At 66.9% G+C, this 24868-nt stretch carries 26 protein-coding genes; 12 read left to right on the top strand and 14 right to left on the bottom strand.

Annotated elements, in window-relative coordinates; genetic code table 11:
- The first annotated feature begins 97 nt into the window (after positions 1–97).
- From K1T73_RS09830 to K1T73_RS09810, 5 genes are read left to right on the top strand one after another with little or no spacing between them, the layout of a single operon-like run.
- Positions 98–322 (top strand): twin-arginine translocase TatA/TatE family subunit, encoded by a 225-nt coding sequence (locus K1T73_RS09830; protein WP_220600544.1) that lies wholly within the window; start codon positions 98–100, stop codon positions 320–322.
- A 9-nt stretch (positions 323–331) separates the two neighbouring features.
- Positions 332–1027 carry a Sec-independent protein translocase protein TatB gene (tatB, locus tag K1T73_RS09825; RefSeq protein ID WP_220600543.1) on the top strand — a complete coding sequence of 232 codons (696 nt, stop codon included), beginning with the start codon at positions 332–334 and terminating at the stop codon, positions 1025–1027.
- A complete protein-coding gene (locus K1T73_RS09820) occupies positions 1024–1638 on the top strand; it encodes a twin-arginine translocase subunit TatC (RefSeq protein WP_220600542.1) in 615 nt (204 codons plus the stop codon). Before tatB ends, K1T73_RS09820 begins: the two co-directional genes overlap by 4 nt.
- Entirely contained in the window at positions 1635–2576 is a 942-nt protein-coding gene (tatC, locus tag K1T73_RS09815; protein ID WP_220600541.1) for a twin-arginine translocase subunit TatC, read from the top strand. The genes K1T73_RS09820 and tatC overlap by 4 nt, the downstream gene beginning before the upstream one ends.
- A complete protein-coding gene (locus K1T73_RS09810) occupies positions 2573–3421 on the top strand; it encodes an ATP-binding protein (protein WP_220600540.1) in 849 nt (282 codons plus the stop codon). Before tatC ends, K1T73_RS09810 begins: the two co-directional genes overlap by 4 nt.
- Positions 3422–3443: 22 nt before the next feature.
- Here the strand turns inward: K1T73_RS09810 and K1T73_RS09805 are convergent, their stop codons facing one another.
- The 11 genes from K1T73_RS09805 to K1T73_RS09755 all read right to left on the bottom strand — a co-directional run bounded on the left by K1T73_RS09805 (position 3444) and on the right by K1T73_RS09755 (position 13163).
- Entirely contained in the window at positions 3444–3872 is a 429-nt protein-coding gene (locus K1T73_RS09805) for a Fur family transcriptional regulator (protein ID WP_220600539.1), read from the bottom strand.
- A gap of 74 nt (positions 3873–3946) precedes the next feature.
- Positions 3947–5194 carry a sodium:proton antiporter gene (locus K1T73_RS09800; protein ID WP_220600538.1) on the bottom strand — a complete coding sequence of 416 codons (1248 nt, stop codon included), beginning with the start codon at positions 5192–5194 and terminating at the stop codon, positions 3947–3949.
- Positions 5195–5268: 74 nt separating this feature from the next.
- Positions 5269–6696 carry a YdiU family protein gene (locus K1T73_RS09795; protein ID WP_220600537.1) on the bottom strand — a complete coding sequence of 476 codons (1428 nt, stop codon included), beginning with the start codon at positions 6694–6696 and terminating at the stop codon, positions 5269–5271.
- Positions 6697–6705: 9 nt separating this feature from the next.
- Complete coding sequence (locus tag K1T73_RS09790; protein ID WP_220600536.1) at positions 6706–7152, bottom strand: GNAT family N-acetyltransferase; 447 nt, start codon at positions 7150–7152, stop codon at positions 6706–6708.
- Positions 7149–8090, bottom strand: coding sequence for a nucleoside hydrolase (locus K1T73_RS09785; RefSeq protein WP_220600535.1), 942 nt, complete (start codon positions 8088–8090; stop codon positions 7149–7151). Before K1T73_RS09785 ends, K1T73_RS09790 begins: the two co-directional genes overlap by 4 nt.
- A 32-nt stretch (positions 8091–8122) precedes the next feature.
- Positions 8123–8869, bottom strand: coding sequence for a triose-phosphate isomerase (tpiA, locus tag K1T73_RS09780; protein ID WP_220600534.1), 747 nt, complete (start codon positions 8867–8869; stop codon positions 8123–8125).
- A gap of 1 nt (position 8870) precedes the next feature.
- Entirely contained in the window at positions 8871–9200 is a 330-nt protein-coding gene (locus K1T73_RS09775; RefSeq protein ID WP_220600533.1) for a TfoX/Sxy family protein, read from the bottom strand.
- Entirely contained in the window at positions 9197–9562 is a 366-nt protein-coding gene (locus K1T73_RS09770; RefSeq protein ID WP_220600532.1) for an iron-sulfur cluster assembly accessory protein, read from the bottom strand. The genes K1T73_RS09775 and K1T73_RS09770 overlap by 4 nt, the downstream gene beginning before the upstream one ends.
- Before the next feature lie 29 nt (positions 9563–9591).
- Complete coding sequence (locus tag K1T73_RS09765) at positions 9592–9954, bottom strand: SUF system Fe-S cluster assembly protein (RefSeq protein ID WP_220600531.1); 363 nt, start codon at positions 9952–9954, stop codon at positions 9592–9594.
- Between the two features lie 65 nt (positions 9955–10019).
- A complete protein-coding gene (gene rimK, locus K1T73_RS09760; RefSeq protein ID WP_220600530.1) occupies positions 10020–11426 on the bottom strand; it encodes a 30S ribosomal protein S6--L-glutamate ligase in 1407 nt (468 codons plus the stop codon).
- Between the two features lie 75 nt (positions 11427–11501).
- The gene (locus K1T73_RS09755) at positions 11502–13163 is read right to left on the bottom strand and encodes a mechanosensitive ion channel family protein (protein WP_220600529.1); all 1662 of its coding nucleotides are present in this window, start codon (positions 13161–13163) and stop codon (positions 11502–11504) included.
- A gap of 152 nt (positions 13164–13315) precedes the next feature.
- Here K1T73_RS09755 and tgt point away from each other — a divergent pair, with 152 nt between their 5' ends.
- The gene (gene tgt / locus K1T73_RS09750; RefSeq protein ID WP_220603692.1) at positions 13316–14446 is read left to right on the top strand and encodes a tRNA guanosine(34) transglycosylase Tgt; all 1131 of its coding nucleotides are present in this window, start codon (positions 13316–13318) and stop codon (positions 14444–14446) included.
- A gap of 21 nt (positions 14447–14467) precedes the next feature.
- Here the strand turns inward: tgt and K1T73_RS09745 are convergent, their stop codons facing one another.
- Positions 14468–15199, bottom strand: a complete 732-nt coding sequence (locus tag K1T73_RS09745; protein ID WP_220600528.1) for a hypothetical protein — start codon at positions 15197–15199, stop codon at positions 14468–14470.
- Between the two features lie 81 nt (positions 15200–15280).
- On the opposite strand from K1T73_RS09745, the gene K1T73_RS09740 reads away from it, so the two are divergent.
- Both K1T73_RS09740 and lon read left to right on the top strand, forming a co-directional pair.
- Positions 15281–15580, top strand: a complete 300-nt coding sequence (locus K1T73_RS09740; RefSeq protein WP_220600527.1) for a hypothetical protein — start codon at positions 15281–15283, stop codon at positions 15578–15580.
- A 302-nt stretch (positions 15581–15882) separates the two neighbouring features.
- A complete protein-coding gene (gene lon / locus K1T73_RS09735) occupies positions 15883–18291 on the top strand; it encodes an endopeptidase La (protein WP_220600526.1) in 2409 nt (802 codons plus the stop codon).
- A gap of 56 nt (positions 18292–18347) precedes the next feature.
- Here lon and K1T73_RS09730 read toward each other — a convergent pair whose 3' ends face one another.
- Complete coding sequence (locus K1T73_RS09730; protein WP_220600525.1) at positions 18348–19307, bottom strand: phosphotransferase; 960 nt, start codon at positions 19305–19307, stop codon at positions 18348–18350.
- A 119-nt stretch (positions 19308–19426) separates the two neighbouring features.
- Between K1T73_RS09730 and K1T73_RS09725 the strand changes: the two genes are divergently transcribed.
- From K1T73_RS09725 to K1T73_RS09710, 4 genes are all read left to right on the top strand, one after another.
- Complete coding sequence (locus K1T73_RS09725; RefSeq protein WP_220600524.1) at positions 19427–19669, top strand: exodeoxyribonuclease VII small subunit; 243 nt, start codon at positions 19427–19429, stop codon at positions 19667–19669.
- Positions 19670–19718: 49 nt separating this feature from the next.
- Entirely contained in the window at positions 19719–20537 is an 819-nt protein-coding gene (locus K1T73_RS09720; protein ID WP_220603691.1) for a polyprenyl synthetase family protein, read from the top strand.
- 26 nt (positions 20538–20563) lie between these two features.
- On the top strand, positions 20564–22492 hold the full coding sequence (gene dxs, locus K1T73_RS09715) for a 1-deoxy-D-xylulose-5-phosphate synthase (protein WP_220600523.1): 1929 nt from the start codon (positions 20564–20566) through the stop codon (positions 22490–22492).
- 65 nt (positions 22493–22557) lie between these two features.
- Complete coding sequence (locus tag K1T73_RS09710; protein ID WP_220600522.1) at positions 22558–23652, top strand: PQQ-dependent sugar dehydrogenase; 1095 nt, start codon at positions 22558–22560, stop codon at positions 23650–23652.
- Between the two features lie 88 nt (positions 23653–23740).
- On the opposite strand, the gene K1T73_RS09705 is transcribed toward K1T73_RS09710, so the two are convergent.
- Positions 23741–24742 (bottom strand): GlxA family transcriptional regulator, encoded by a 1002-nt coding sequence (locus K1T73_RS09705; protein WP_220600521.1) that lies wholly within the window; start codon positions 24740–24742, stop codon positions 23741–23743.
- Positions 24743–24868: the final 126 nt, after the last annotated feature.

The following is a 24868-nucleotide window of genomic DNA, read 5'->3' as shown; positions in this document are numbered from 1 at the left end:
CGCATTGCTTCTTTCACATCCGTGCAAGACCGCTTAGATACAACTTGCGAAAATTCCGGGCCGGGACGAAAGCAGGCCCGAAAACGGGAGACATCCAATGCTGAACAATATCGGGCCCATGGGTCTTGTCCTGATCGCCGTGGTCGTGCTCGTCCTTTTCGGACGCGGCAAGATCTCGTCGCTCATGGGTGAGGTGGGCAAGGGCATCACCTCGTTCAAGAAGGGCATCAGCGAGGGCAACAAGGAACTCGAGGACGACAGCGACGACGAGGTCGAGCAGGCCCGCGACGTGACGCCGAAAAAAGACAAGACCAAGGTCTGAGTGACATAAATGTTCGATCTTGGCTGGACCGAGCTTCTGGTCATCGGAATCGTGGCGTTGATCGTCGTGGGGCCGAAGGACCTGCCGGGCATGTTCCGGACCGTGGGGCGGTTCGTGGGCAAGGCCAAGGGCATGGCGCGCGAATTCAGCCGGGCGATGCATGATGCCGCCGACGAGTCGGGCGTGAGCGACATGCAGAAGACGCTGAAGGCGGCGTCGCGGCCGCTCAACTCGGCGATGGACAGCGTCAGGAAGGCCAGCGACGACTTTACCCGCCAGACGATGGAAAGCGGCAAGCCCAAGGGCGAGAAGACGGGCGAGACCAAGACCGGAGCCAAGGACGAGGCGACAGCCAAGCCCGAGGCCGAGGCGAAGGAGCCCGCCAAGGGCGCGGCGAAGACGGCAACCGGCAAGGCGACGACCAAGGCGCCCGCCAAGTCCTCGAAGGCCGGTGATGGCGCGAAAGCGAAGGCGGCAAAACCGGCGGCCAAGGCCGCGCCGGCGAAGACCGGCAAGACCGCGACCGCCAAAAGCACCAAAAAGGATAGCGCCGCCAAGACGCCGGCGAAAAAGCCCGCCGCGACGAAGAAGGCCCCGGCCAAGGGCGGCGCGAAGACGCCCGGCGCCAAGTCGACCGCGGCGCGCAAGACGGCCCCGAAGGAGACCGCGGCCACCTCCAAGGCGAAATCCGGGACCAAGTCATGAGCTACGCGGCCAATCCGGCCGCGACCACGCGCGCGCCGTTCCTTTTGCGGATACCTTTCGGGTTTGTGGCCTTCATCCTGGGCGCGGTCGCGACATTCATGTTCGGCGATCGGATCATCGAAATCGTTTTCGCGCCGCTTTGCCAAGGCTTGCGCGCAGGAAACAGTCAGGCCGAGTGCCAATTGATCTACTCGGCCCCGCTTGAACGGTTCACCCTGATGATCGAGCTTGCGATGTTAGGTGGTGCGATCCTGGCGCTTCCTTGCATCTTCCATCAGATCGCGCGCAACACGGCCCGCCGCATGATGCACCGCTCGGAGCGGTTGATAGTTCCGCATTCGCTTGCGACCCTGCCACTGGCCCTGCTGGGTGCGGTGATCGCGATCTTCGTGCACGCGCCCGCCCTGACCGCACGATTCTCGAGATACCTGGACACGTTTTTTCAAGGTGAGGTCGCTTCGTTCTTCATGAGCGAATATCTCAGTTACGCGGTGGGTCTTGCCGGGGTATATGCCGTGTTGACGCTGGTTCCGAACGTCGCGCTGCTGATCTGGCGGTCGCGCCGCCTGCCGCCCGTGCCTGACACGAAAGAATGGGACGTCTTCGAATGAGCCAGACCGAGACACGCGACGACGAGATCGAGGACAGCGCCGCGCCCCTGATCGAGCACCTGGCGGAGTTGCGCACGCGGCTGATCAAATGCGTCGTGGCGTTCATCGTGGGGATGGTGGTCTGCTTCACCGTGGCGACACCCATCTTCAATTTCCTGACCGGCCCGCTCTGCAAGGTGCTGGCCGAGCGGGGACAGGATTGCGACCTGATCTTCATCAGCCCGCAGGAAGGGTTCTTCGTGGCGATCAAGGTGTCGCTGCTGGGCGGGTTCATCCTGTCCTTTCCCTATCTCGCCAACCAGATGTGGCGCTTCGTGGCGCCGGGCCTCTACAAGTCCGAGAAGGGCGCCTTCCTGCCGTTCCTGATCGCGTCGCCCTTCATGTTCTTTCTCGGCGCGGCCTTCGCGTTCTACGTGGTCACGCCCCTCGCCTATGACTTCTTCCTGGGGTTCCAGCAATTCGGGCAGGCCGGCGAGGCGGTGCCGGACGGCAACCCGCAGAATGCCGCGCCGCTGTCGGTGGTGTTCCAGGGCTCGGCGCAGGAATATCTCAACCTCACGGTCAAGTTCATCGTGGCCTTCGGCCTCTGCTTCCAGCTTCCGGTGCTGCTTACGCTGATGGGCAAGGCGGGGCTGGTCACGGCGGTGGGCTTGAAGGCGGTGCGCAAATACGCCGTGGTCGGCATCCTGGTGCTGGCGGCGCTCGTGACGCCGCCCGATGTCATCACCCAGATCATCCTCTTCGCGGTGGTCTACGGCCTTTACGAGATCTCCATTCACCTCGTCGCCCGGGTCGAGCGCAAGCGCGAGGAGCGGCTGCGGGCCGAGGGTCTCTGGTTCGAGGATGACGACGAGGACGAGGCCGAGGCCGGCGCGGCGATCGAGGCCGAGGGCAGCGAGCTTCACCCCGACGAGATCGACGAGGACGGCAAGCCATGAGCGACGCGCTCGAGCGCATCGCGGCGGCGCTGGAGCGGATGGCCCCGGCGCCGATGGAGGCCCCGGATTTCGGGGCGGCGGACGCCTTCGTGTGGCATGTGGAGCCCGACCGGCTGAGCCCCGTGGAGCGGGTCAACCGCGTGGACATGAGCCTTCTGCTTGGCATCGACCGGGCGCGCGACACGCTGCTGGAGAACACGCGGCATTTCGCGCGGGGGCTGCCTGCGAACAACGCGCTTCTGTGGGGGGCGCGGGGGATGGGCAAGTCGAGCCTCGTGAAGGCCGTTCATGCCGCCGTCCGCGAGGAAGGGCACGACACGCTCAAGATCGTGGAACTCCAGCGCGAGGACCTGCCGAGCGTGGGGCGGCTTCTGAACCTGCTGCGGCGGAGCGACGCGCGCTTCGTGCTTTTCTGCGATGACCTGTCCTTCGGCCATGACGATCAGCACTACAAGTCGCTGAAGGCCGTGCTCGACGGGGGGATCGAGGGCCGGCCCGAGAACGTGGTCTTCTACGCGACCTCGAACCGCCGTCACCTGATGCCGCGCGACATGATCGAGAACGAACGGTCGAGCGCGATCAACCCGAGCGAGGCGGTCGAGGAGAAGGTTTCGCTCAGCGACCGGTTCGGGCTGTGGCTCGGGTTCCACCCCTGCGATCAGGAAAGCTATCTCGCCATGATCCGCGGCTATTGCGATGCGCATGGCATCGAGATCGACGACGAGACGCTGCGCGCCGAGGCGATCGAGTGGCAGGCGACGCGCGGGGCGCGGTCCGGCCGCGTGGCGTGGCAGTATTTCACCGATCTGGCGGGGCGGCGCGGCGTGAAGGTGCCGGCGGGGTGAACCACGCCCGAGCGTGACGCGCTCAGCCCTTGCCGCGATGCTTGCGGTCGAGGGGGACGCCGAACAGCTCCATGCGATGCCCCTGAAGCCTGTAGCCGAGGCGGCGTGCGATCTTTTCCTGAAGCGCCTCGATCTCGGGGTCGCAGAATTCGACCACGTCGCCGGTGGTCACGTCGATCAGGTGGTCGTGATGCTCGCGCTCGGCGTCCTCGTAACGGGCGCGACCGTCGCCGAACTCGACCCGTTCAAGGATGCCGGTTTCCTCGAAGAGCTTCACCGTGCGGTAGACCGTGGCAAGGGAAATGCGCGAATCGCGGGCCGAGACGCGGGCATAGAGCTCGTCCACGTCGGGGTGATCCTCGGCATTCTCGAGCACCGTGGCGATCACCCGGCGCTGTTCGGTCATGCGCAGACCGCGGGCCTCGCAGCGTTCGATGATGGTGTCTGACATGGGCCGGACCCGTGGCGATGGTTGCGTCGTGGGCCAGAGGGATAGCCCGACGCGCGCGGGCTTTCCAGCCCTTTTCAAAGAAGGTCGGGTTCGCGCCCGATCCGGGCCGCGAGGCGCGCGACGCTGAGGCCCTGCACGATGATCGAGAAGACCACCACGAGATAGGTCGCGGTCAGGATCACGGGTTTCCATTCGGTGTCGGGCAGGCTGAGCGCGAGGGCGACCGAGATGCCGCCCTTGAGCCCGCCCCAGGTCATGATGCGCACCACGCCGGTCTCGAAGCTGCGAAAGGGCCGGAGCAGCAGTACGGGCACCGCGACGGCCGCGAAACGGCCGAACAGGGCGAGCGCGATCGAGAGGGTGCCGGCGACGAGATAGTCGAACTCGAAGGCGACGGCGAAGACCTCGACCCCGATCATGAGGAAGAGGACGGCGTTCAGGATCTCGTCGATGATCTTCCAGAACCCGTCGACATATTGGCGCGTGGTCTCGCTCATCCCGTGCTTGGTGCCCACGTCGCCGATGAGCAGGCCCGCGCAAACGGCCATGATCGGGGCCGAGACATGCAGGTAGACGGCCAACTCGTAGCCGCCGAAGGCGAGGCCGAGTGTCAGCAGAACCTCGAGCGAATAATCGTCGATGAGCCGCATGACGCGGAAGGTGAGCCAGCCGAGGACGACGCCCAGGATCGCGCCGCCCAACGCCTCCTGAACGAAGAGGCGCGCGGCATGGGCAAGGCCCGAGCCGTGCTGCTCGCCGCTGGGAAAGGCGAGGCCCACGAGGATGAGGAAGACCACGTAGGCCACGCCGTCGTTGAAGAGGCTCTCGCCCGCGATCTTGGTTTCGAGCGACTTGGGCAGGTTTGCCTCGCGCAGCACGCCCAGCACCGCCACCGGGTCGGTGGGCGAGACCACCGCGCCGAAGACGAGCGCGATCAGAAGCGGCATCCCGGTGATCCACGAGAAGCCCGCGCCGATGATGAGCGTCGAGAGGGCGACACCGAGCGTCGCCATGAGGAAGATGATCCGCGCCTCGGCACGCAGGTCGGCGATCTTGACATGAAGCGCGCCCGCGAAGAGCAGAAGGCCCAGCATCCCCTCGAGCAGCGCGTCGGAAAATTCGAGTTCGAGCACGATGGAGCGCACCTCGTCCGCCATGCCGAGCGCGGGAAAGAGGAAATCGACACTCATCACCGCGAAGGAGGCCAGAAGCGCCACGATAAGGATGCCGATGGCGGAGGGAAGCTTGAGAAACAGGTAGTTGATCGCGCCGAAGACGCCCGCGAGGACGATGAGAAGCGAGGCGATTTGCAGCAGGTTCATGTCTGTGCGGTCCGGGCGCGAAGGCGGATGACGTGGCGTCCCGCCTACCACGCCCCCCGGGAGGGTGCCAGAGTTTACGTGCCGCAGAACGTGCGCTGCACCACCTCCGAGGGCGTGGGCGGACGGGTGAGATCGGCGTATGCGGGCTGCGCCTCGTAAGGGGTCGCGAGGGCGTCCATCAGCCGCTCGAACGGGGCGAGATCGCCCGCCACGGCGGCCTCGATCATCTGCTCGATCCGGTGGTTGCGGGGGATCACCCAGGGGTTCGCGGCGCGCATCGTGGCGGTCGGGTCCTCTTCGGTCTCAAGCCGCGCCTGCCAGCGCGCGGCCCATGCGTCGAAGGCCGCGCGGTCGGTGACCTGGTCGCGCGCGTCGCCGTCGGCGAGGGCGCGGAAGGTGTTGGTGAAGTCGGCCTGTCCCTCGGTCATCAGCGCCAGCAGCTCGTCGATGAGCGGCTGGTCTTCGGGCGCGGCCTCGGCCAGGCCGATCTTGCACCCGAAGGCGGCGCGGCGCTCGCGCGCGATGAGGTCGGGCATGGCGTGGATGTCGCGCGTCATCTCCTCGACCGCGGCGTCCTGATCGTCGTGGAGCGGCACGAGGCAGGTGGCGAACTGCGCGAGGTTCCAGACGATCACGTTGCGCTGGTTCGAATAGGCGTAGCGGCCATGGGCGTCGATCGACGAAAAGACCGTGTCGGGGTGGAAGCGATCCATGAAGGCGCAAGGCCCGTAGTCGATCGTTTCGCCCGAGAGCGCCGTGTTGTCGGTGTTCATCACGCCATGGATGAAGCCCACGCCCTCCCACGCCGCGATGAGCCGGGCCTGCCGCGCGATCACCGCGCGCAGAAGCTGGGCCGGGGTCTCCGTTTCGGGGTAGTGGCGCGCACGGGTATAATCGAAGAGCCGGCGCAGCGAGGCGAGATCGCGGCGGGCGAGAAAGACCTGGAAGGTGCCGACCCGGATATGGCTTGCGGCCACGCGGGTGAGCACCGCACCGGGCAGGCCGCCCTCTTCGCGGAACACCGGCTCTCCGGTGGTGACGGCGGCGAGGGCGCGGGTGGTCGGGATGCCGAGCGCATGCATCGCCTCGCTGACCACGTATTCGCGCAGGACCGGGCCCAGCCACGCGCGCCCGTCGCCCATGCGGCTGTAGGGGGTGGGGCCGGAGCCCTTGAGCTGAATGTCGCGGCGCTTGCCGTGCCGGTCGATCACCTCGCCCAGGAGGATCGCGCGCCCGTCGCCGAGCTGGGGCGAGAAGCCGCCGAACTGATGCCCGGCATAGAGCTGGGCGAGGGGCGCCGCGCCCTCGGGCACGGCGTTGCCGGAGAAGATGGCGGTGAGGTCGGCCTCGTCGGTATCGCGCGTGTCGATCCCCAGCTCGTCGGCCAGCGGGCGGTTGAAGGCCACGAGCGCCGGTGCCTTGACCGGCGTGGGGTCGAGGCGGGTGTAGAACCCGGCGGGCAGGGTGGCATAGCTGTTGTCGAAGGGAATCGTGAGGGTCATCGCGGGCTTTCAGAGTTTGCGGCTCATCAGCATGTAGTCCTCGCGCGGGGAAAATCGAAGGCGTTCGTAGAGCGCGCGGGCCTTCGCGTTCTCGCGATGCACCTCGAGATGGAGGGCGCGGAGCCCGTGCGCGGCGAGCGCCTTGGGCAGCGAGCGCAGGATCTCGCTTCCGATGCCGCGACCGCGCACGCCGGGACGGATGTAGATCTCGTCGAGGAAGCCGTCGAGCCCGCCGAATTCGAGCGACCAGCCGAAGGAGATGGCGGCGTAGCCGATCGGCGCACGGCGTGGGCCGGCAAGGTAGACGGCGCCATGCGGCGAGCCGTCGAGCAGGGGCACGAGGGCCAGTTCCCGCGTCTCGTCGTCCTGCGTGATGCCTTCCTCGGCGTGGAAGGCCGCCACGAGCGGCAGGAGCGCGGTGAGGTCATCAGCGGTGGCGAGGGTGAGCGCGGTCATGGTCTGGCCAGCCTTTCGGTCAGGAGGTCGAAAAATCCGTCGGCGTCGATATCGCCCAGGAAAAGCGCGTTGGGCGGGCGGTCGGTCACGCCCCACCAGTCGGCAACGGTCATGCCCATGGTCAACTCGGAGCGCGTCTCGATCTCGACATTGATGCGGCGACCCGAGAAGAGGTCGGGCGCGAGCAGCCACGCGATGACGCAGGGATCGTGGAGCGGGGCGCCGGCGGTGCCGAATTTCTCGGGGTCGTAGCGGTCGAGGAACCCCGTCAGGTCGGCCACGGCGCGCGCGACGGGTGTGCCGATGGCGCGGATCCGGTCGTTGCGCGCGCGGGTGACGAGGGCCTTGTGCGTGACATCCAGCGGGATCACGGTAAGCGGGACGCCGGATCGGAACACGATATCAGCGGCTTGCGGGTCGACATGGATGTTGAACTCGGCCGCCGGCGTGACGTTGCCGCCGCCCACGCGCGCGCCACCCATGAGCACGATCCCGGCCACGCGCGGTGCGATGTCGGGCGCGCGAGTGAGCGCGGTCGCGATGTTGGTGAGCGGCCCGAGCGCGCAGAGGGTGACGGTGCCCCCGGGCGCCGCGCGCAGGGTGTCAATGATCCGGTCGACGGCGTGGGTCTCGGCCAGCGGCAGGCGCGGCGCGGGGAGGTCGGGACCGTCGAGGCCGGTGCGGCCATGCACATGTTCGGCGGTGACGAGAGGCCGGGTGAGCGGGCGGTCGCAACCGGCATGGACCGGAACATGAGGTTTGCCCGCCAACTCTCGGACGATACGCGCATTTCGCGTGGTCAGCGCCAGCGGCACGTTGCCCGCCACGCAGGTGATGGCGAGCACCTCCAGCGCGTCGGGACTGGCAAGCGCCAGAAGGATCGCGACGGCGTCGTCCTGGCCGGGATCGGTGTCGATGATGATCTTGCGCGGGGCCATGGCGGCACCTTGGCGGGCGGTGTCGGGGTTGTCTAGGCCGTGGCCTCGAGCGCCGCGACGATGGGCGAGAAATCCGCCGCCCTGAGCGAGGCGCCGCCCACCAGCGCGCCGTCCACGTTCGAGACCGCGAAGATCTGCGCCGCGTTGTCGGGCTTCACCGAGCCGCCGTAGAGGAGACGGACCGAGCGCCCGACGCCCGCGCCGAAGCGGCGTTCGAGGCGGGAGCGGATGAAATCATGCACCTCGCCGATCTGGTCGGTGGAGGGCACCTTGCCGGTGCCGATGGCCCAGATCGGCTCGTAGGCGATCACGGTGTTGTGGCCCGTGGCGCTGTCGGGGACCGAGAGCGAAAGCTGCGCGCCGATGATGTCGAGCGTGTTCTGTGCCTCGCGCTGCGCGAGGGTTTCGCCCACGCAGATGATCGCGGTGAGGTTCTCGGCATGGGCGGCGCGCGCCTTCTCGCGGACCATGGCGCTGTCCTCCTCGTGCGCCTCGCGGCGCTCGGAATGGCCGAGGATCACGGCGCGCGCGCCCGCGTCGCGCAACTGGAGGGCGGAAATGTCGCCGGTATGCGCGCCCGAGGCTTCCGCGTGGCAATCCTGCCCGCCGATCAGAACGGGGCCAGCGACGCGCGCGGCGCGTTCGATCAAGGTGGCGGGGGGGCAGAGGATGAGGTCGACGACGCTTTCGGCATGGTCGCGGGCCAGTGTCTCGATCTCCACAAGATTCCGGCCCGTGCCGTTCATCTTCCAGTTTCCGGCGGCAAGTTTGCGGCGCATGTCAGTGAAGCCCTCTCAGCGTGTCCCGCGCGAGATCGCAGGCGATGCCGGGATCGTCAAGGGCCGCGTCGGGCAGGGACCAGTAGGGCATGGCCACCGGCGTCCCGTCGGGGCGCGCGGGCATCCAGCGCTCGGCGCCCATCGCCTCGAGCCGGGCGATCATCCCCGGCGCGCGCGCCTTGAGGTGGAGGCGGCCGTCGGAGAGGAGTATGGCGAAGATAATGCCGTCGGAATAGAGGCAGAGCCCGCCCATCATCCGGCGCGTGCCGATCCCGCCCAGCCCGTCGAAAAGGTCGGTGGCATGGGCGATGTCGGCGTCCGAGACGCTCATTTTTCCTGGCCGAGGGTTTCGTCGAACTTGATCGATTCACCGCATCCGCAGGCTTCGGTCACGTTGGGATTGTTGAACCGGAAGCCGGATTCGAGCAGCGTCGTCTCGTAGTCGATCTCGGTCCCGAAGAGGAACATCTGGGCCATGGGCGCGATCATGATGCGCGCGCCGTCCTGTTCGACCACCTCGTCGTTGGGGTCGGTTTCGTCGACGTAGTCCATGGTGTATTCCATGCCCGCGCAGCCGCCCTTCTTGACGCCGATGCGAAGGCCGGAATGACCTTCCTTCTGCATCAGCTTCGCGATCTGGGCGGCGGCCTTGGATGTCAGGGTGACGGCCTGCCTGCCGGGAATACCGAACATGAATTCAGCCTTTCAAGTCATTGACCAAGTTACATGAAGCCCAGTTCGAGCCGGGCCTCGTCGCTCATCATGTCCATGCCCCAGGGCGGCTCCCAGGTCAGCGTGACCTCGACCTGCTTCACCCCCGGAAGCGGCTCGACCGCCTCGGCGACCCAGCCGGGCATCTCGCCCGCGACGGGACAGCCGGGGGCGGTGAGCGTCATGATGATCCTGACCGCGTTCTCCTCGTCGATCTCGATCGTGTAGATGAGACCGAGGTCGTAGATGTTGACCGGGATCTCGGGGTCGTAGACGGACCGGCAGGCCTCGACGATCTGCTCGTGCAGCGGATGATCGGTCGTCGAGGGCGCGATGAGGGGGGCGCCTTCGATCTTCTGCGTCGTTTCGGTCATGGGCCACTCCGGTCGGTGTTCTTGACCAAAGATATAAGGTTTGTGTCCCGCAACGTCCAGAGGGGCTACCCGCCGGTTGCCTTGCGGCGACGAATGGGCGCAGGGCGCACCTTGGCCTCGATGGCCTCGTAGAGCTTGCCCACGATGTTCTTGCCGGTCGAGCTCTCGATGCCTTCGAAGCCCGGCGACGAGTTGACCTCGAGGATCTTCGGACCGGCCTCGGAGCGCAGGAGGTCCACGCCGGCCATGTTGAGGTCGAACGCCTTGGCCGCGCGCACCGCGGTCTCGCGCTCTTCCTTCGAGATACGCACCGACTTGGCCGTGCCGCCGCGGTGGAGGTTCGAGCGGAAATCGCCCTCGGCCCCGGTGCGTTTCATCGAGGCCACGACCTTGCCGCCGATGACGAGGCAGCGGATGTCCTCGCCCGCGGCTTCCTTCACGAAATCCTGCACGAGGAAGTTCGCCTTGAGGCCCCGGAAGGCGTCGATGACGCTCTCGGCCGCCTTCTTCGTCTCGGCCAGCACGACGCCCTTGCCCTGGGTCGATTCGAGCAGCTTGACGATGAGTGGCGCGGTGCCGACGAGCTGGATGATGTTGTGGGTGTCGCGGGGGCTCGCCGCGAAGGCCGTGTTGGGCATCCCGATGCGCGCGCGCGCCATGATCTGGTGCGCGTGGAGCTTGTCGCGCGACGCGGTGATCCCGGCCGAGCCGTTCACGCACCAGGTGCCGATCGTCTCGAACTGTCGCACGATGGCGGCGCCGTAGGGCGTGATCGACGCGCCGATGCGCGGGATGACCGCGTCGAAGCGCGGCAGGCGCTTGCCGTCGTAATGCACCTCGGGAGCCATGGCGTTGAGCGCCATGTAACAGCGGGTGGTGTTGATGACCTCGACGGTATGTCCGCGCTTCTCGCCTTCCTCGACGAGGCGGCGGGTCGAGTAGTTGTCCTCGCGCGAAAGCACGGCGACGCGCAGCGAACGCTCGGGTGCCTCGCGCCGCATCTTGGAGGTGTGGTAGACGTCGTAGCTCAGCTCGGGCTGCATGAAGCGGTCGGTGGCGACGATGGAGATGTGATCCTTGAGCGCCTGGCGGCCGAGCAGCATCCGGCTTGCCATGCCGTAGCGGTTGGTGAGCGTGATCTCGATGGGCCAGCTTTCGCCGGCGACCTCCATCTCGGTCTCGATGACGTAGCGGCTTTCCTTCTCGCCGTTGGAGGACGTGACCTCGCGCCGGTCGACGATGGGCGCAGAGCAGGGAATCACGAGGTCGTCACGCCCCGGGATCGGGTGAAGCGTGAAACGGACCTTGGGCTTGGTCTTGGGCCCGAAGGTTTCGATATCGAAGGCGTGGAGCGCCGAGGTGCGCGCGCCGGTATCGACCTTGGCACGGATCGCGGGAACACCGAGACCGGGTAACGAAATCCACTCCTCCCATCCGAATTGCAGCTGGTTGGAGGTGTCGTCATCGGGCATCGGGAACTCCTTCTCGCGATTGCGTCGGGGTGGACCGCCCATCATCGCGTTTTTCGGGCGAGGTGCAAGGGCGGGCTAGCTGCCCGGCATGTCGCGGGCGGGTATCTCGGGGAGCATGGGCTTTCCGGTCTCGCGGGCGATGGCGGCGGCGCGGTCCAGTATCGCCTCGCGCGCCGCGCATTCGAGCATCCAGAAGGTCGACTGGTCGGGGGTCGGCAGGGCGAAAAGCACCTTCTTGCCGAACATGTCCTGTTCGGTCACGGCGACGAAGGCCTTGTCACGATCCCCGAGCGTGCCGTCGTCGACCTTGTCCATGATGTCGCCGAAGGCATCGCGCAGCGCGCCGACATCGGCCTCGTGATGGAGTGTCACGGTCACGGGGCGGATCATCTTGTGGTCGCCCGCCGACAGGTTCTCGAACGCGTTCGAGACGAATTCGCTCACCGGGACGATGTAGCGGTTGCCGGTCCAGACGAGGAGCTGGACATAGGTGAAATGGATGCGCTCCACCGTGCAGAACTGCCCCTCGAAGACGATGAGATCGCCGATCCGGGCCGACCGGTTGAGCGCGATCTGCACGGCGGCGAGGAGGTTGCCCAGCACCTCGCGCGCGGCGAAGCCCAGCACGATGGTGATCGCGCCCGCGCCCGCCAGAAGCGTGTAGCCCACCGAGTTGAACAGCTCGATCGAGCCCAGCAAGGTGATCGCGCCGAGGATGACGGCGGTGACGATCACGAATTTGCGGATGCCCGAGATGAGGGTCGCGAGGCTGCGGCGGTGGGCGTTCGCCGGATCGGCGAGGTCGGCGGGCGTGTTGAGCGATACGCGGTCGAAGACCTCGTCGGCCACCAGCACCGCCGCGAGGGCGGCCGCGATGATGTAGCCCAGGAGCACCAGCGGCTGGATCACCACGCTCACCGGCCCGGTGACGACGAAGAGGCGACTGGTGGCGAAGGCCACCACGAAAGCCACGGTGGCGATGGTCGCCGGCCAGCGGAAGGCGCGGACGATGGATTGCACGAAGCGCCGGCTCGAGAGGCTGCCCAGCCAACCGGTGAGGCGGAAGGCGATGTATCCCGCCAGGATGGCGAGCGCGATCACGGCCGGCAGGAGCACCCATTCCCAGTAATACATGCCGAAGGGTCCGCGATCGCGCAGCGCCTCGGGCATCGCCTGTTCGAGCGCGGTGGGTTTGAACTTCTCGTAGAGCGCGGGGATCGCGCGGACGGTGGGCGCGGAGATGACCCAGGCCGGGTCGGCGCCGTCGGGCTTCACCCGGTTGAGCCGCAGCGGGATCGGGTGGTCGTCGCCCTCGAGCAGGGTGAGCAGGATCGAGCGGCGGACACGGCCCGTGCCGGGCTCCTTGTCGGAACCGTCGATCCAGCCATCGGGCCTGTCTGACAGGTCGTTCCAGGGGATCAGCACCTGGCGTTCGAGCACGATGGCGAATTGCTCGGCGATCCGCGCGCCGATCTCGGGCTGTTGCGCGGGGTCGATGTCGGAAAGGTCGAAGAGATGCGCGGCGGCGGCGTAATCCTCGCGCGCGATGACCCGCTGAAGGCTTTCCATCGCCGAGCGCGGCGTGGTGCGATTGATCGCGTCGGGCGGTGCGGGAAGTCCGGCATTGAGCCGGTCGATCTCGAAGAACGGCTCCTGCGCGGTCGCGGGCAAGGCGGACGTCACGGCGAAGGCGAATGTGCAGACGAGGATACGGAACAGGACGTGCAGAGAGGTCATCAAGCGTTCCCGGCAGGACAAGAGCAGCATCCCTCTCCAACACGCGAGCGGCGGTTTGGTTCGATGCAAGGGAAGAGGAAAGCGTTTTGCAAGCGGCGCCGAAGCGGCGTAGAGAAGCCGCGGCAGCGCAGATCGAGGGGATGGCGGGCGACATGGCGGACCGGTTCGGATTCGAGCTGACGGCAAGGGACGGCGCGGCGCGCGCGGGCCGCGTGAGCACGCCGCGCGGCGACATCCGCACACCGGCCTTCATGCCCGTGGGCACCGCCGCGACGGTCAAGGCGATGCGGCCCGAGAGCGTGCGCGAGACCGGTGCCGATATCCTTCTGGGCAACACCTATCACCTGATGCTGCGCCCCACCGCCGAGCGGATCGCGCGGCTGGGCGGGCTGCACCGTTTCATGAACTGGGAGCGGCCGATCCTGACCGACAGCGGCGGGTTCCAGGTGATGAGCCTTGCCGGTCTGCGCAAGCTCGACGAGGATGGCGTCACGTTCAAGAGCCATATCGACGGCTCGATGCACCGGCTGAGCCCCGAGCGGTCGATGGAGATCCAGGCGCTTCTGGGCAGCGACATCGTGATGTGTTTCGACGAATGCCCCGCGCTCCCGGCCGACGAGGCCGAGATCGCGCGGGCGATGCGCCTGTCGATGCGGTGGGCGGAGCGCTCGAAGGCGGCCTTCGGCGACCGTCCCGGCCACGCGCTTTTCGGGATCATGCAGGGGGGGCTGAGCCGGAAGTTGCGCGCGGAGTCGGCCGCCGCGCTGCGCGGCATCGGCTTCGACGGCTATGCCATCGGCGGGCTGGCCGTGGGCGAGGGGCAGGAGGCCATGTTCGACGTCCTGGACTATGCGCCGGGCCTGCTGCCGGAGGACCAGCCGCGATACCTCATGGGGGTGGGCAAGCCCGACGACCTCGTGGGTGCGGTGAAGCGGGGCGTGGACATGTTCGACTGTGTCCTGCCGTCGCGGTCGGGCCGGACGGGGCAGGCGTTTACCCGGCGCGGCGTGGTCAACATCCGCAACGCGCGCCACCAGGACGACCCGCGCCCGCTGGACGAGGCGTGCGGCTGCCCGTGCTGCACGGGTTACAGCCGTGCCTACCTGCATCACGTGACCCGCGCCAAGGAGATCATCGGCGCGATGCTGATGACCTGGCACAACCTGCACTACTACCAGGACCTGATGGCCGACATGCGCGAGGCGATTGCCGCCGGCCGGTTCGCGGATTTCGAGGCGAAGTTCCATGCCGACCGGGCCGGGGGCGATATCGCCCCGGTCTGATGCCCAGCCTGACCGCGCATGTCAGGCAAAGACGACAGAGCTGCCTCCCTCCGCCCACTCGCGCTTTTCGAGACGCGCAAGCTTTTGGTCCAGATCGCGGCCCTGCGCATCGTCGATCCACTGCAACAAGGCAACGCGCAGCGGCATGAGCAGGGCGGTGCTGGACTGCAGCACCACGGTGCCGCGCGGGGTTTCGACGAGTTCGAGCCGGTTCCGGCCCGCGCTAACCGGCACATGCACCTCGCTGCGGACGAGATACCATTCGAAGTCACGCAACAGTGGCCACTTCTCCTCGAGGATCACGTAAAGCTCTTCCACGCGGGCGCCGCCGGGCAGGCGTTCGATGAGGCGGATGCGGGATTCGTCTCCGTCAGGATGTTCGAAGAGCTCGGTCCTGTCGGCGTCGAGAAGATGCTTTGCCTGCGCCGGAGTTCCCGCAAGCGCATGGAATACCGTGGCCGCCCCGAGAGACGTTCGCGCGCGGGTTTTCGAGGTGCAGTGGCGCAGTTTCAGCATCCGGTCGAGCAGAGGGGAGCAGTAGAGTTGCGACAGTATCAGCAGAACCACGCACATGACGAGTGATCTGTTGCCGTCATGTATCCACGCCCAGTCCTGCCAGACCGGTTCGGACAGGTCGGCCAGCAGGAAGCCGGTCAGCACGATCTCGATCATCGCCCGGAACCATGGCAGCAGCACGATCACGGCGATCGCCATTCCCCCGAAGAGTATCAGCGCGGACAGACCGAATATCATCGGAGCCTGGCCCTCGGGCGATTTCGCGACGCCAAGGGCGAAGGACAGAAAGGCGCCGACAAGGAGCCGCCGCCGATTGCGATGGAGATTGCGCTGCAGTGTTCGGCCCAGCCGGAGAAGAATGTTTTTCATGAAGCCCTGAAATCTGTGATCCGAGACGGTGAAAGTCTCGCCCGAAACCGTGGCGCAATCGCGGCAGGAGCAGGGAGAAAGCACGAGGATCCGGCCCCTTCGGGTAAGTATTTCCTGACTGTGCAGGAACCAATGCGGCGACCTAAGCATTTACTCCTCAACACATCTGGAGGGATCGACATGCATTTCGCCGTTTTCGCAAACAGCTGGATCGTCGCGTCGCTGGTGGTCATCGTCGCGGTGGTCTGACGCCGCGCGGGCGCGTCCGGGCGCCGCAGGAAGAATGAAGGGCGAGGGGTCCTGACGATGGATCCCTCCCTTTTTCGTGACCTGCGGGCTTTTCGACCCTGCGTCAGGACGAGATTGACGGTTGTGCTGCGTGGCGGGTCGGGCCATTCTGCGGGCAGGCAGGTTGAAAGGCGCGATGCGTCGCCCCATTTTCATCGTGTGAACGGAGAGGGCCGTGGCTGCCGCCGAGCGGGGCCGGTGCCCTCTTGCCAAGAAAAAGCCGGTCGGTGCCTCGCGCCCCCGGCAAACCTGAAGGAAAGAGCATGCAAGAGCCACTCAACACCTCGTATCCGGTGCTGCCGCTGCGTGACATCGTGGTCTTCCCCCACATGATCGTGCCGCTTTTCGTGGGCCGCGAGAAATCGGTTCGCGCGCTGGAAGAGGTCATGCAGGACGACAAGCAGATCCTGCTTTCGAGCCAGATCGACCCGGCGGATGACGATCCCACCGCGGACGGCATCTACAAGACCGGGGTGCTGGCCAACGTGTTGCAGCTTCTCAAGCTGCCCGACGGCACCGTCAAGGTGCTGGTCGAGGGGGTCGCGCGGGTGCGTATCCGCGAATATCTCCAGAACGACGAATTTTTCGAAGCCGAGGCCGAGTACCTGACCGAGGTGCCGGGCGACGCCGCCACGATCGAGGCGCTTCTGCGCACCGTGGGCGACGAGTTCGCGCGCTATGCCAAGGTCAAGAAGAACGTCCCCGAAGAGGCGCTGAGCGCCGTGAACGAGGCCGGGGAGCCTGCGCAGCTTGCCGACCTGGTGGCGGGGCATCTCGGCATCGAGGTCGCGCAGAAGCAGGATCTGCTCGAGACGCTGAGCGTGAGCGAGCGGCTGGAGAAGGTCTATGGCTTCATGCAGGGCGAGATGAGCGTGTTGCAGGTCGAGAAGAAGATCAAGACGCGCGTGAAGTCCCAGATGGAGCGCACGCAGCGCGAATACTATCTGAATGAGCAGATGAAAGCCATTCAGAAGGAGCTTGGCGATGGCGAGGAGGGCGAAGGCGAAGTGGCCGAGCTCGAGGCGCGCATCAAGGAGACCAAGCTCAGCAAGGAAGCGCGCGAGAAGGCCGAAGCCGAGCTCAAGAAGCTCAAGAACATGAGCCCGATGAGCGCCGAGGCGACGGTCGTGCGCAACTATCTCGACTGGATGCTGTCGATTCCGTGGGGCAAGAAATCCCGCGTAAAGAAGGACCTGCGCCGTGCCGAGGAGATCCTCGACCGGGACCATTACGGTCTCGAGAAGGTCAAGGAACGGATCGTCGAATACCTCGCCGTGCAGCAGCGCTCGAAGAAGCTCAAGGGGCCGATCCTGTGCCTCGTGGGCCCGCCGGGCGTGGGCAAGACGAGCCTCGGCAAGTCCGTGGCGAAGGCCACGGGCCGCGAATTCATCCGCATCTCGCTGGGCGGGGTGCGCGACGAGAGCGAGATCCGCGGCCACCGCCGGACCTATATCGGTTCGATGCCCGGCAAGATCATCCAGGCGCTGAAGAAGGCCAAGACGACGAACCCGCTCATCCTGCTCGACGAGATCGACAAGATGGGCCAGGATTTCCGCGGCGACCCGGCCTCGGCGATGCTCGAGGTGCTGGATCCCGAACAGAACAGCACGTTCGTCGATCACTATCTCGAGGTGGAATACGACCTGTCGAACGTGATGTTCCTGACCACGGCCAACAGCTACAACATGCCGGGGCCGCTTCTCGACCGGATGGAGATCATCCCGCTCGCGGGCTACACCGAGGACGAGAAGCGCGAGATCGCCAAGCAGCACCTGATCGAGAAGCAGATCAAGAACCACGGTCTGAAGAAGAAGGAGTTCGCGCTTTCGGACGAGGCCCTGACGGGCATCATCCGCCACTATACCCGCGAGGCGGGGGTGCGGAACCTCGAGCGCGAGATCGCCAAGGTGGCACGCAAGGCGGTGACCAAGATCGTCAAGAAGGAGGCCGAGACCATCGAGGTGACGGCCGACAACCTCGACGATTTCCTGGGCGTCAAGAAATACCGCTACGGCCTTGCCGAAGAGCAGGACCAGGTGGGTGTCGTGACGGGTCTGGCCTATACCTCGGTCGGCGGCGAGCTGCTCAATATCGAGGCGCTGCGCCTGCCGGGCAAGGGCCGGATGAAGACCACCGGGAAGCTTGGCGACGTGATGAAGGAATCGATCGACGCGGCCTCGAGCTACGTGCGCTCGATCAGCCCGCAGATCGGCATCAAGCCGCCGCGCTTCGAGAAGTGGGACATCCACGTCCACGTCCCCGAGGGCGCGACGCCCAAGGACGGTCCGTCGGCGGGCCTCGCGATGGTCACGTCCATCGTGTCGGTGCTGACGGGCATCCCGGTGCGCAAGGATATCGCCATGACCGGCGAGGTGACGTTGCGCGGCAATGCACTGGCCATCGGCGGGCTCAAGGAGAAACTTCTCGCGGCGCTCAGGGGCGGCATCAAGACGGTGCTGATCCCCGAGGAAAACGAGAAGGACCTGGTCGATATCCCCGACAATGTGAAGGAGGGGCTGGAGATCATTCCGGTGAGCCATGTCTCGGAAGTGCTGAAACACGCGCTGGTCGAGACGCCGGTCGCGGTGGAGTGGGACGAGGCCGCGGAAGAGGCCGCGGCCGCCGAAGCCGCGCTCAAGCCGCAGGACGGACCGGGCGCAACGGCACACTGAACCGGTTGAAGAAAGACCGAAAGGCCCCTGATTCCAGGGGTCTTTTTCTTTTTCGCCTACGCCTTCCGCGTGGTTTCCAGATCGGCCAGAAGGCGGCGATACATCCGTTCGGCGCGCTTGATGCGCGACGATGGCAAGCTGTCGCTTTCCACGCGAATGAGGGCCTCGACGCCCAGGAAGAAGGGCAGGACCACATCTGTTTCGAAGTCGGAGAGGTCGAACGCATCACCGAATGCGCGGGCAATGCTGCGATCCACGCCCATCCACCACGCGCCCGAAACGTCTATGTCGCGCCGCCCCATGTGCATGAGGAAACGGGCCATGTCCTTGTAGATGGGCAGCGACGAGGAGCCGCCGATGTCGATCCCGGTGAGGCGGGTGCCGCTCAGGATGAGATTGTTCGGGTGAAAATCTCCGTGAGAGATCGCGACGCGCCAGTCCCTGCCTTCAAGACGCGCCGCAAGCGCCTGAAGATGCGGGAGAATCCGTTGCTCGAGACCGGCCAGCGCGGGGAACGGCTGTTCGGTCGCGGCTTTCGCGGCGCGTTCGAGCCAGGGGGCGGGGCGCGCGGGTGCCGTGGCCTCGCTTGTCCGGGTGACCTTGCGCAGCCAATGCGCGGCGGGGGCGAGGTGGCGGGTGCGCGCCGGACCTGCGCGGGCGCGGCGGATCACCGGCAGAAGCGGCTCGCCCGCCACGTCCTCGACCAACAGAAGGTCGTGCGGCGCGTTGAAATGCAGCGGCTCGGCGATGCGGGCGTCGCCGTCGGACATATGCGGCCAGAGGCGGCGCATCTCAGCCCAGGTGCGGGCATTGGCCGAACCGCCCGGCGCGAGGCCAAGCCGCATGATGGCGGCCCTACTGCCCAGCCGGCAACGCAGAAGCGCGCGCTTGTCCGGGACATGCCGGAGAAGCTCGCCCGGCTCGCAGGCCGCGAGCGCGGGATCATCGGCCCGCGCGGCCTCGATCCGGGCGGTGAGCGCGATGAGCGTGTCGAGATCGGTCGGTCCTTGCCCCATGCCGCACAGTCCCGCAGGGGTGGCGCGCGGTCAACCGCCGCGTGACATGCCGCGCGCGATTGAACCCCGTCGGCCCCGGCGATATGGTCGGTGTCCGAGGCCAGAGAAAAGGTGAGACGATGAGCGACGCGGACGTGAACCAGATGAGCTTCGAGGACGCCATGCGCGAACTCGAATCGGTGGTGGCCAAGCTCGAGCGGGGGGACGTGGCGCTCGAGGAATCGATCACCCTTTACGAGCGGGGCGCGAAACTGAAGAAACGCTGCGAAACCAAGCTCAAGGAAGCCGAGGAGAAGGTGGCGGCGATCACGCTCGACAAGGACGGTCAGCCCACGGGCACGACGCCGGTCGCGGATCTCTGAGCCGGTGCGCGCGCGGCTGGGCGAGGTGGCGCGCGACGTGTCGCGCCACATGGAGGCGATATTGGCACCGCTGGGCCGCGAGCCCCTGCACGACGCGATGCGCTATGCGAGCGAGGGCGGCAAGCGCCTGCGCGCCTTCCTCGTGATCGAGAGTGCCCGGCTTCACGACATTCCGGTGGCGCGCGCGCTCTGGCCGGCGTCGGGGATCGAGTTCCTGCATGCCTACAGCCTCGTTCACGACGATCTGCCCTGCATGGATGACGACGACCTGCGGCGCGGGCGTCCGACGGTGCATCGCAGGTGGGACGAGGCGACGGCGATCCTGACCGGGGATGCGTTGCAGGCGCTGGCCTTCGAATGCGTGGCGGCGCCCGAGGTTGGCCCGTCCGAGACCCGCGCGGCGCTGACCCTCGGGCTCGCACGGGCGGCGGGGGCGCAGGGCATGGTGCTGGGCCAGGCGCTCGACATCGCGGCCGAGAGCGCCGAGACGCCGCTCGACCTCGAGGCGATCACGGCGCTCCAGGCCGGCAAGACCGGCGCGCTCATCGGTTGGGCCGGGACGGCGGGCGCGGTGATGGCGGGTGCCGATACCGGCCCGCTCGAACGCTATGCCTCGGCCCTGGGTCTCGCGTTCCAGATCGCCGACGACGTGCTCGACGTCGAGGGGGATGCGGCGATGACCGGCAAGGCGGTGGGCAAGGACGCGCGGGCGGGCAAGGCCACTTTCGTATCGCTCCTGGGGCTGGACGGCGCGAAGGCGCGCGCGGCGGCGCTTGTTGACGAGGCCGGGGCCGCGCTATCTTGTTACGGGAGCGAGGCGCGCGACTTGCAGGCCTTGGCGCGGTTCGTTATCGCTCGCGAAAGCTGACGCCAGCCACGAGGACCTGTAGCCCCATGTCGGACGCCACCAAGACACCGCTTCTGGACCGGGTGCAATCCCCGTCCGATCTCAAGCGGATGAGCGATGCCGAGTTGTCGCGGCTGGCCGACGAGCTGCGGGCCGAGACGATCGCCGCCGTGTCGAAAACCGGCGGGCATCTCGGCGCGGGGCTGGGCGTCGTCGAACTGACCGTCGCGCTGCACGCGGTGTTCGACGCGCCGCGCGACAAGATCATCTGGGACGTGAGCCACCAGAGCTACCCGCACAAGATCCTGACCGGGCGGCGGCACCGCATGAACACGCTGCGTCAGAAGGACGGGCTGAGCGGCTTCACGAAGCGGTCCGAAAGCCCCTACGATCCGTTCGGGGCGGCGCATAGCTCGACCTCGATCAGCGCCGCGCTCGGCTTCGCCGTGGCGCGTGACCTCGGCGGGGCGTGCGAGACGGGCCATGGCGACGCCATCGCGGTGATCGGCGACGGCGCGATGAGCGCGGGCATGGCCTTCGAGGCGATGAACAACGCGGGCCATCTCAAGAAACGTCTCATCGTGATCCTGAACGACAACGAGATGTCCATCGCGCCGCCGGTGGGCGCGCTTTCGTCCTACCTCTCGAAGCTTTATGCCGAGGCGCCTTTCCAGGAGTTGAAGGCAGCCGCCAAGGGCGCGGTGAGCCTGCTGCCGGGGCCGTTCCAGGAGGGCGCGAAACGCGCGCGGGACATGCTCAAGGGTCTGGCCATCGGGGGCACGCTCTTCGAGGAACTGGGATTTTCCTATGTCGGTCCCATCGACGGGCACGACATGGACCAGCTCCTGCCGATCCTGCGGACGGTGAAGGAGCGCGCGACGGGGCCGATCCTCATCCACGCGCTGACCACCAAGGGCAAGGGCTATGGCCCCGCCGAGGGCGCGCGGGATGGCGGCCACGCCACGGCGAAGTTCAACGTCGTGACGGGCGAGCAGCAGAAGGCGAAACCCAATGCCCCGAGCTATACCAGCGTGTTCGGCGACGCTCTGGTCCGGCATGCGGGCGAGGATGACCGCATCTGTGCCGTGACCGCCGCGATGCCCGATGGCACCGGCCTGAAGAAGCTCGAGGCACGCTATCCAAGCCGCTGTTTCGACGTGGGAATCGCCGAGCAGCACGCCGTGACCTTCTCAGCCGCGCTCGCCGCCGGCGGGATGCGGCCCTTCTGCGCGATCTATTCGACCTTCTTGCAGCGCGGCTATGACCAGGTGGTGCATGACGTGGCGATCCAGCGCCTGCCGGTGCGTTTCGCCATCGACCGCGCGGGCCTCGTGGGGGCCGATGGCGCGACCCATGCGGGCAGCTATGATATCGCGTTCCTGTCGAACCTGCCGGGCTTCACCGTCATGGCCGCCGCCGACGAGGCGGAGCTCGTGCACATGGTGGCCACCGCCGCCGCGCATGACGAGGGGCCCATCGCGTTCCGCTATCCGCGCGGAGAGGGGGTGGGGATCGAGCTTCCGGAGCGGGGCGAGGTGCTGGAGATCGGCAAGGGGCGGATCATCACCGAGGGGCAGGGGGTAGCGATCCTGTCCTACGGCACGCGCCTCGCGGAGGTGCGCCGCGCCGCCGAGGCGCTGCGCGCGCGCGGGATCACGCCCACCATCGCGGACGCGCGTTTCGCCAAACCGCTCGACCGCGATCTCGTCCTGGACCTGGCCGCGCGCCACGAGGCACTCATCACCATCGAGGAAGGCGCGGTGGGCGGCTTCGGCAGCCACGTGGCGCAACTTCTTGCGAATGAGGGCGTTTTCGATGCGGGGCTGAAATTCCGCGCAATGGTGCTCCCCGATATCTTCATCGACCAGGCCAGCCCCGAGGACATGTACCGCGTCGCGGGGCTCGGGGCCGAGGACATCGAGGCCATGGCGCTGCGGCTGCTCGACGTGGCGAAGATCAGCGACAAGCGGGCCTGAGACCCGGCGTCACCTCGAAAATCGCGGGCGAATGCGCTATGTCCTTCCATGACTGAGGAGGGATCATGCGACAGCTTCTACTTGTCACGACGCTCATCCTGATGGCGGCCACGCCGCTCAGGGCTCTGGAGACATCACAGGGCGATCTCGCGGTTTCGGTGATGGCGGACGATCTGCGGGTGCCCTGGGCGTTCGACTTCCTGCCCGGGGGCGACGTCCTCGTGACCGAACGCGCGGGGCGGCTCTGGCGGCTGGAGCCGACCGGCACGCGCCACGAGGTGTCGGGCGTGGGCAAGGTCGCAGCGCAGGGGCAGGGCGGATTGCTCGACGTGCTGGTGCCGCGCGATTTCGGCGCCACGCGCGAGGTGATCTTCACCTTCGCCACGCCGCAGGAGGCGGGCGCGGGCACGGCGGTGGCGGTGGCGCGGCTCTCGGAAGACGCCACGGCGCTGCGGGATTGGCGCGTCATCTGGGAGATGGAGCCGGGATCGACCGGCGGGCGGCATTTCGGGTCACGCGTGGTCGAGGCGCCCGACGGCACGCTTTTCGTGACGGTCGGCGAGCGGGGCGATCGCCCCTCGGCGCAGGATCTGAGCCGCGAGAACGGCTCGGTCATCCGCATCACGCGACAGGGGGCGCACGCCGAGGGCAACCCGTTCCTCGACCGGGAAGGGGCGCAGCCCGAGATCTGGTCCTACGGGCATCGCAACCCGCAGGGCGCGGCGCTCGATGCCGAGGGCCAGCTTTGGGTGAGCGAACATGGCGCGAAGGGCGGCGACGAGGTCAATCGCGTGAAGAAGGGCGCGAATTACGGCTGGCCCGTCATTTCCTACGGCACGCATTATTCCGGCGCACCCTTTCCCGAGGGCAGCTCGAAGGAGGGGATGGAGCAACCCGCGTTCTACTGGGACCCGTCCATCGCGCCATCGGGGCACATGATCTACTCGGGCAGGATGTGGCCCGACTGGGAGGGGCATCACTTCATCGGGTCGCTCAAGTTCGGGCATATCGCGGTTCTGGCGGGCGATCCGCTGGAATTGCGCGAGACGATCGAGGGTCCGCAGACGGGCCGCGTGCGGGCCATCGAGGAGGCGCCGGACGGGGCGATCTGGTATCTCTCCGAGGCGGATGGGGCGCTTTACAGGCTGTCACCCCCGTGATGATGCGGCGGACGGGGCTGCGCTGACGCAGGAGTGAAAAATCCGCTCCCCGACCCGTTCGGCAAGGTGGACGTCGGGGTCCGCTGCGTCAGACAGACAACCGCGAGGAGTGCGAGCCGCGCTCGCGATAGGGCGTCGTCTGGTAATGCGCGCGGTAGCATTTCGAGAAATGCGACGGCGAGGAGAAGCCGCAGGCGAGCGCCACGTTGATGACCGTCATGTCGGTCTGCATCAGCAGGTTGCGCGCCTTTTGCAGGCGGAGTTCCATGTAGTAGCGCTTGGGGCTGCGCGAGAGGTAGCGGCGAAAGAGCCGTTCAAGCTGCCTCGTGGACATGCCCGCGTCGCGCGCGAGGATCGAGGGCGAGATCGGCTCCTCGATATTGGCCTCCATCATCTGGATCACCTGGCTCAGCTTCGGATGGCGCACACCGATGCGCGTGGGCACCGAAAGGCGCTGCGTGTCCTGGTCGGTGCGGATCGACGAATAGATGAGCTGATCGGCCACGGCGTTGGCGAGCTTCTCGTCGTGATGCTCGGCGATGAGGTGCAGCATGAGGTCGATCGAGGACGTGCCGCCCGCGGTCGTCATGCGGTTGCCGTCGACGGTGAAGACCGACTTGGTGAGGTCCACCTCGTCGAACTCCTCGAGGAAGCTGTCGTGGTTTTCCCAGTGGATCGTCGCGCGCTTGCCGTCGAGCAGACCCGCCTTGGCCATGGTATAGGACGCGGTGCAGAGCCCGCCGATAGGCAGGCCGCGCCGGGCCTCGCGCCGGAGCCAGCTCAGCAGACGTTTCGTTGTGTGCTGGTGCACGTCGACGCCGCCGCAGAGAAGCACGGTGTCGTCGCGGCTGAGTTCACACAGCCCGCCGTCGATCTGGAAGCGCGAGCCGGCCGAGCAAGGCACGGCATCCTCCGAGTCGCCGATGATCGTCCATTCGTAGAGCGTGGCCTCGGCCATGCGGTTGGCGATGCGCAGGCATTCGAGCGCGGATGCGAAGCTCAGCAGCGTGAAGCGGTCCATGAGCACGAAGACGAAGCGGCGCGGCACGATGCCGGTCTGCGTCCTTGCCCTGTTTGCGCCGTCCTGCATGGATCACGACTCCGCTGGCCCACCCCGTCCCAGTCTGCGTCTTTCCCGAAACCCGAGTCAAACACAAGGGCCGCGGCCAGAGTTTGCAACCTTTTCGGAATGGTCATATATGGCCCTTCGGGACGG

This window comes from Roseovarius sp. SCSIO 43702 (assembly GCF_019599045.1).
Classification (GTDB): domain Bacteria; phylum Pseudomonadota; class Alphaproteobacteria; order Rhodobacterales; family Rhodobacteraceae; genus Roseovarius.
Note: the sequence above shows the minus strand (reverse complement) of the source record. Positions and strands in the feature narration are given on the sequence as shown.

Bases quoted from the DNA above. Each gene is read 5' to 3' on its own strand.
- K1T73_RS09820 (WP_220600542.1), top strand. From the start codon at position 1,024: ATGAGCTACGCGGCCAATCCGGCCGCGACCACGCGCGCGCCGTTCCTT.
- K1T73_RS09755 (WP_220600529.1), bottom strand. From the start codon at position 13,163: ATGACCTCTCTGCACGTCCTGTTCCGTATCCTCGTCTGCACATTCGCC.
- tatB (WP_220600543.1), top strand. From the start codon at position 332: ATGTTCGATCTTGGCTGGACCGAGCTTCTGGTCATCGGAATCGTGGCG.
- dxs (WP_220600523.1), top strand. From the start codon at position 20,564: ATGTCGGACGCCACCAAGACACCGCTTCTGGACCGGGTGCAATCCCCG.
- rimK (WP_220600530.1), bottom strand. From the start codon at position 11,426: ATGCCCGATGACGACACCTCCAACCAGCTGCAATTCGGATGGGAGGAG.
- K1T73_RS09745 (WP_220600528.1), bottom strand. From the start codon at position 15,199: ATGATATTCGGTCTGTCCGCGCTGATACTCTTCGGGGGAATGGCGATC.
- K1T73_RS09710 (WP_220600522.1), top strand. From the start codon at position 22,558: ATGCGACAGCTTCTACTTGTCACGACGCTCATCCTGATGGCGGCCACG.
- tgt (WP_220603692.1), top strand. From the start codon at position 13,316: ATGGCGGACCGGTTCGGATTCGAGCTGACGGCAAGGGACGGCGCGGCG.
- K1T73_RS09790 (WP_220600536.1), bottom strand. From the start codon at position 7,152: ATGACCGCGCTCACCCTCGCCACCGCTGATGACCTCACCGCGCTCCTG.
- K1T73_RS09795 (WP_220600537.1), bottom strand. From the start codon at position 6,696: ATGACCCTCACGATTCCCTTCGACAACAGCTATGCCACCCTGCCCGCC.
- K1T73_RS09810 (WP_220600540.1), top strand. From the start codon at position 2,573: ATGAGCGACGCGCTCGAGCGCATCGCGGCGGCGCTGGAGCGGATGGCC.
- K1T73_RS09725 (WP_220600524.1), top strand. From the start codon at position 19,427: ATGAGCGACGCGGACGTGAACCAGATGAGCTTCGAGGACGCCATGCGC.
- K1T73_RS09830 (WP_220600544.1), top strand. From the start codon at position 98: ATGCTGAACAATATCGGGCCCATGGGTCTTGTCCTGATCGCCGTGGTC.
- K1T73_RS09775 (WP_220600533.1), bottom strand. From the start codon at position 9,200: ATGAGCGTCTCGGACGCCGACATCGCCCATGCCACCGACCTTTTCGAC.
- tatC (WP_220600541.1), top strand. From the start codon at position 1,635: ATGAGCCAGACCGAGACACGCGACGACGAGATCGAGGACAGCGCCGCG.
- K1T73_RS09800 (WP_220600538.1), bottom strand. From the start codon at position 5,194: ATGAACCTGCTGCAAATCGCCTCGCTTCTCATCGTCCTCGCGGGCGTC.
- K1T73_RS09770 (WP_220600532.1), bottom strand. From the start codon at position 9,562: ATGTTCGGTATTCCCGGCAGGCAGGCCGTCACCCTGACATCCAAGGCC.
- K1T73_RS09765 (WP_220600531.1), bottom strand. From the start codon at position 9,954: ATGACCGAAACGACGCAGAAGATCGAAGGCGCCCCCCTCATCGCGCCC.
- K1T73_RS09785 (WP_220600535.1), bottom strand. From the start codon at position 8,090: ATGGCCCCGCGCAAGATCATCATCGACACCGATCCCGGCCAGGACGAC.
- K1T73_RS09805 (WP_220600539.1), bottom strand. From the start codon at position 3,872: ATGTCAGACACCATCATCGAACGCTGCGAGGCCCGCGGTCTGCGCATG.
- K1T73_RS09705 (WP_220600521.1), bottom strand. From the start codon at position 24,742: ATGCAGGACGGCGCAAACAGGGCAAGGACGCAGACCGGCATCGTGCCG.
- K1T73_RS09720 (WP_220603691.1), top strand. From the start codon at position 19,719: ATGGAGGCGATATTGGCACCGCTGGGCCGCGAGCCCCTGCACGACGCG.
- lon (WP_220600526.1), top strand. From the start codon at position 15,883: ATGCAAGAGCCACTCAACACCTCGTATCCGGTGCTGCCGCTGCGTGAC.
- tpiA (WP_220600534.1), bottom strand. From the start codon at position 8,869: ATGCGCCGCAAACTTGCCGCCGGAAACTGGAAGATGAACGGCACGGGC.
- K1T73_RS09730 (WP_220600525.1), bottom strand. From the start codon at position 19,307: ATGGGGCAAGGACCGACCGATCTCGACACGCTCATCGCGCTCACCGCC.
- K1T73_RS09740 (WP_220600527.1), top strand. From the start codon at position 15,281: ATGGAGATTGCGCTGCAGTGTTCGGCCCAGCCGGAGAAGAATGTTTTT.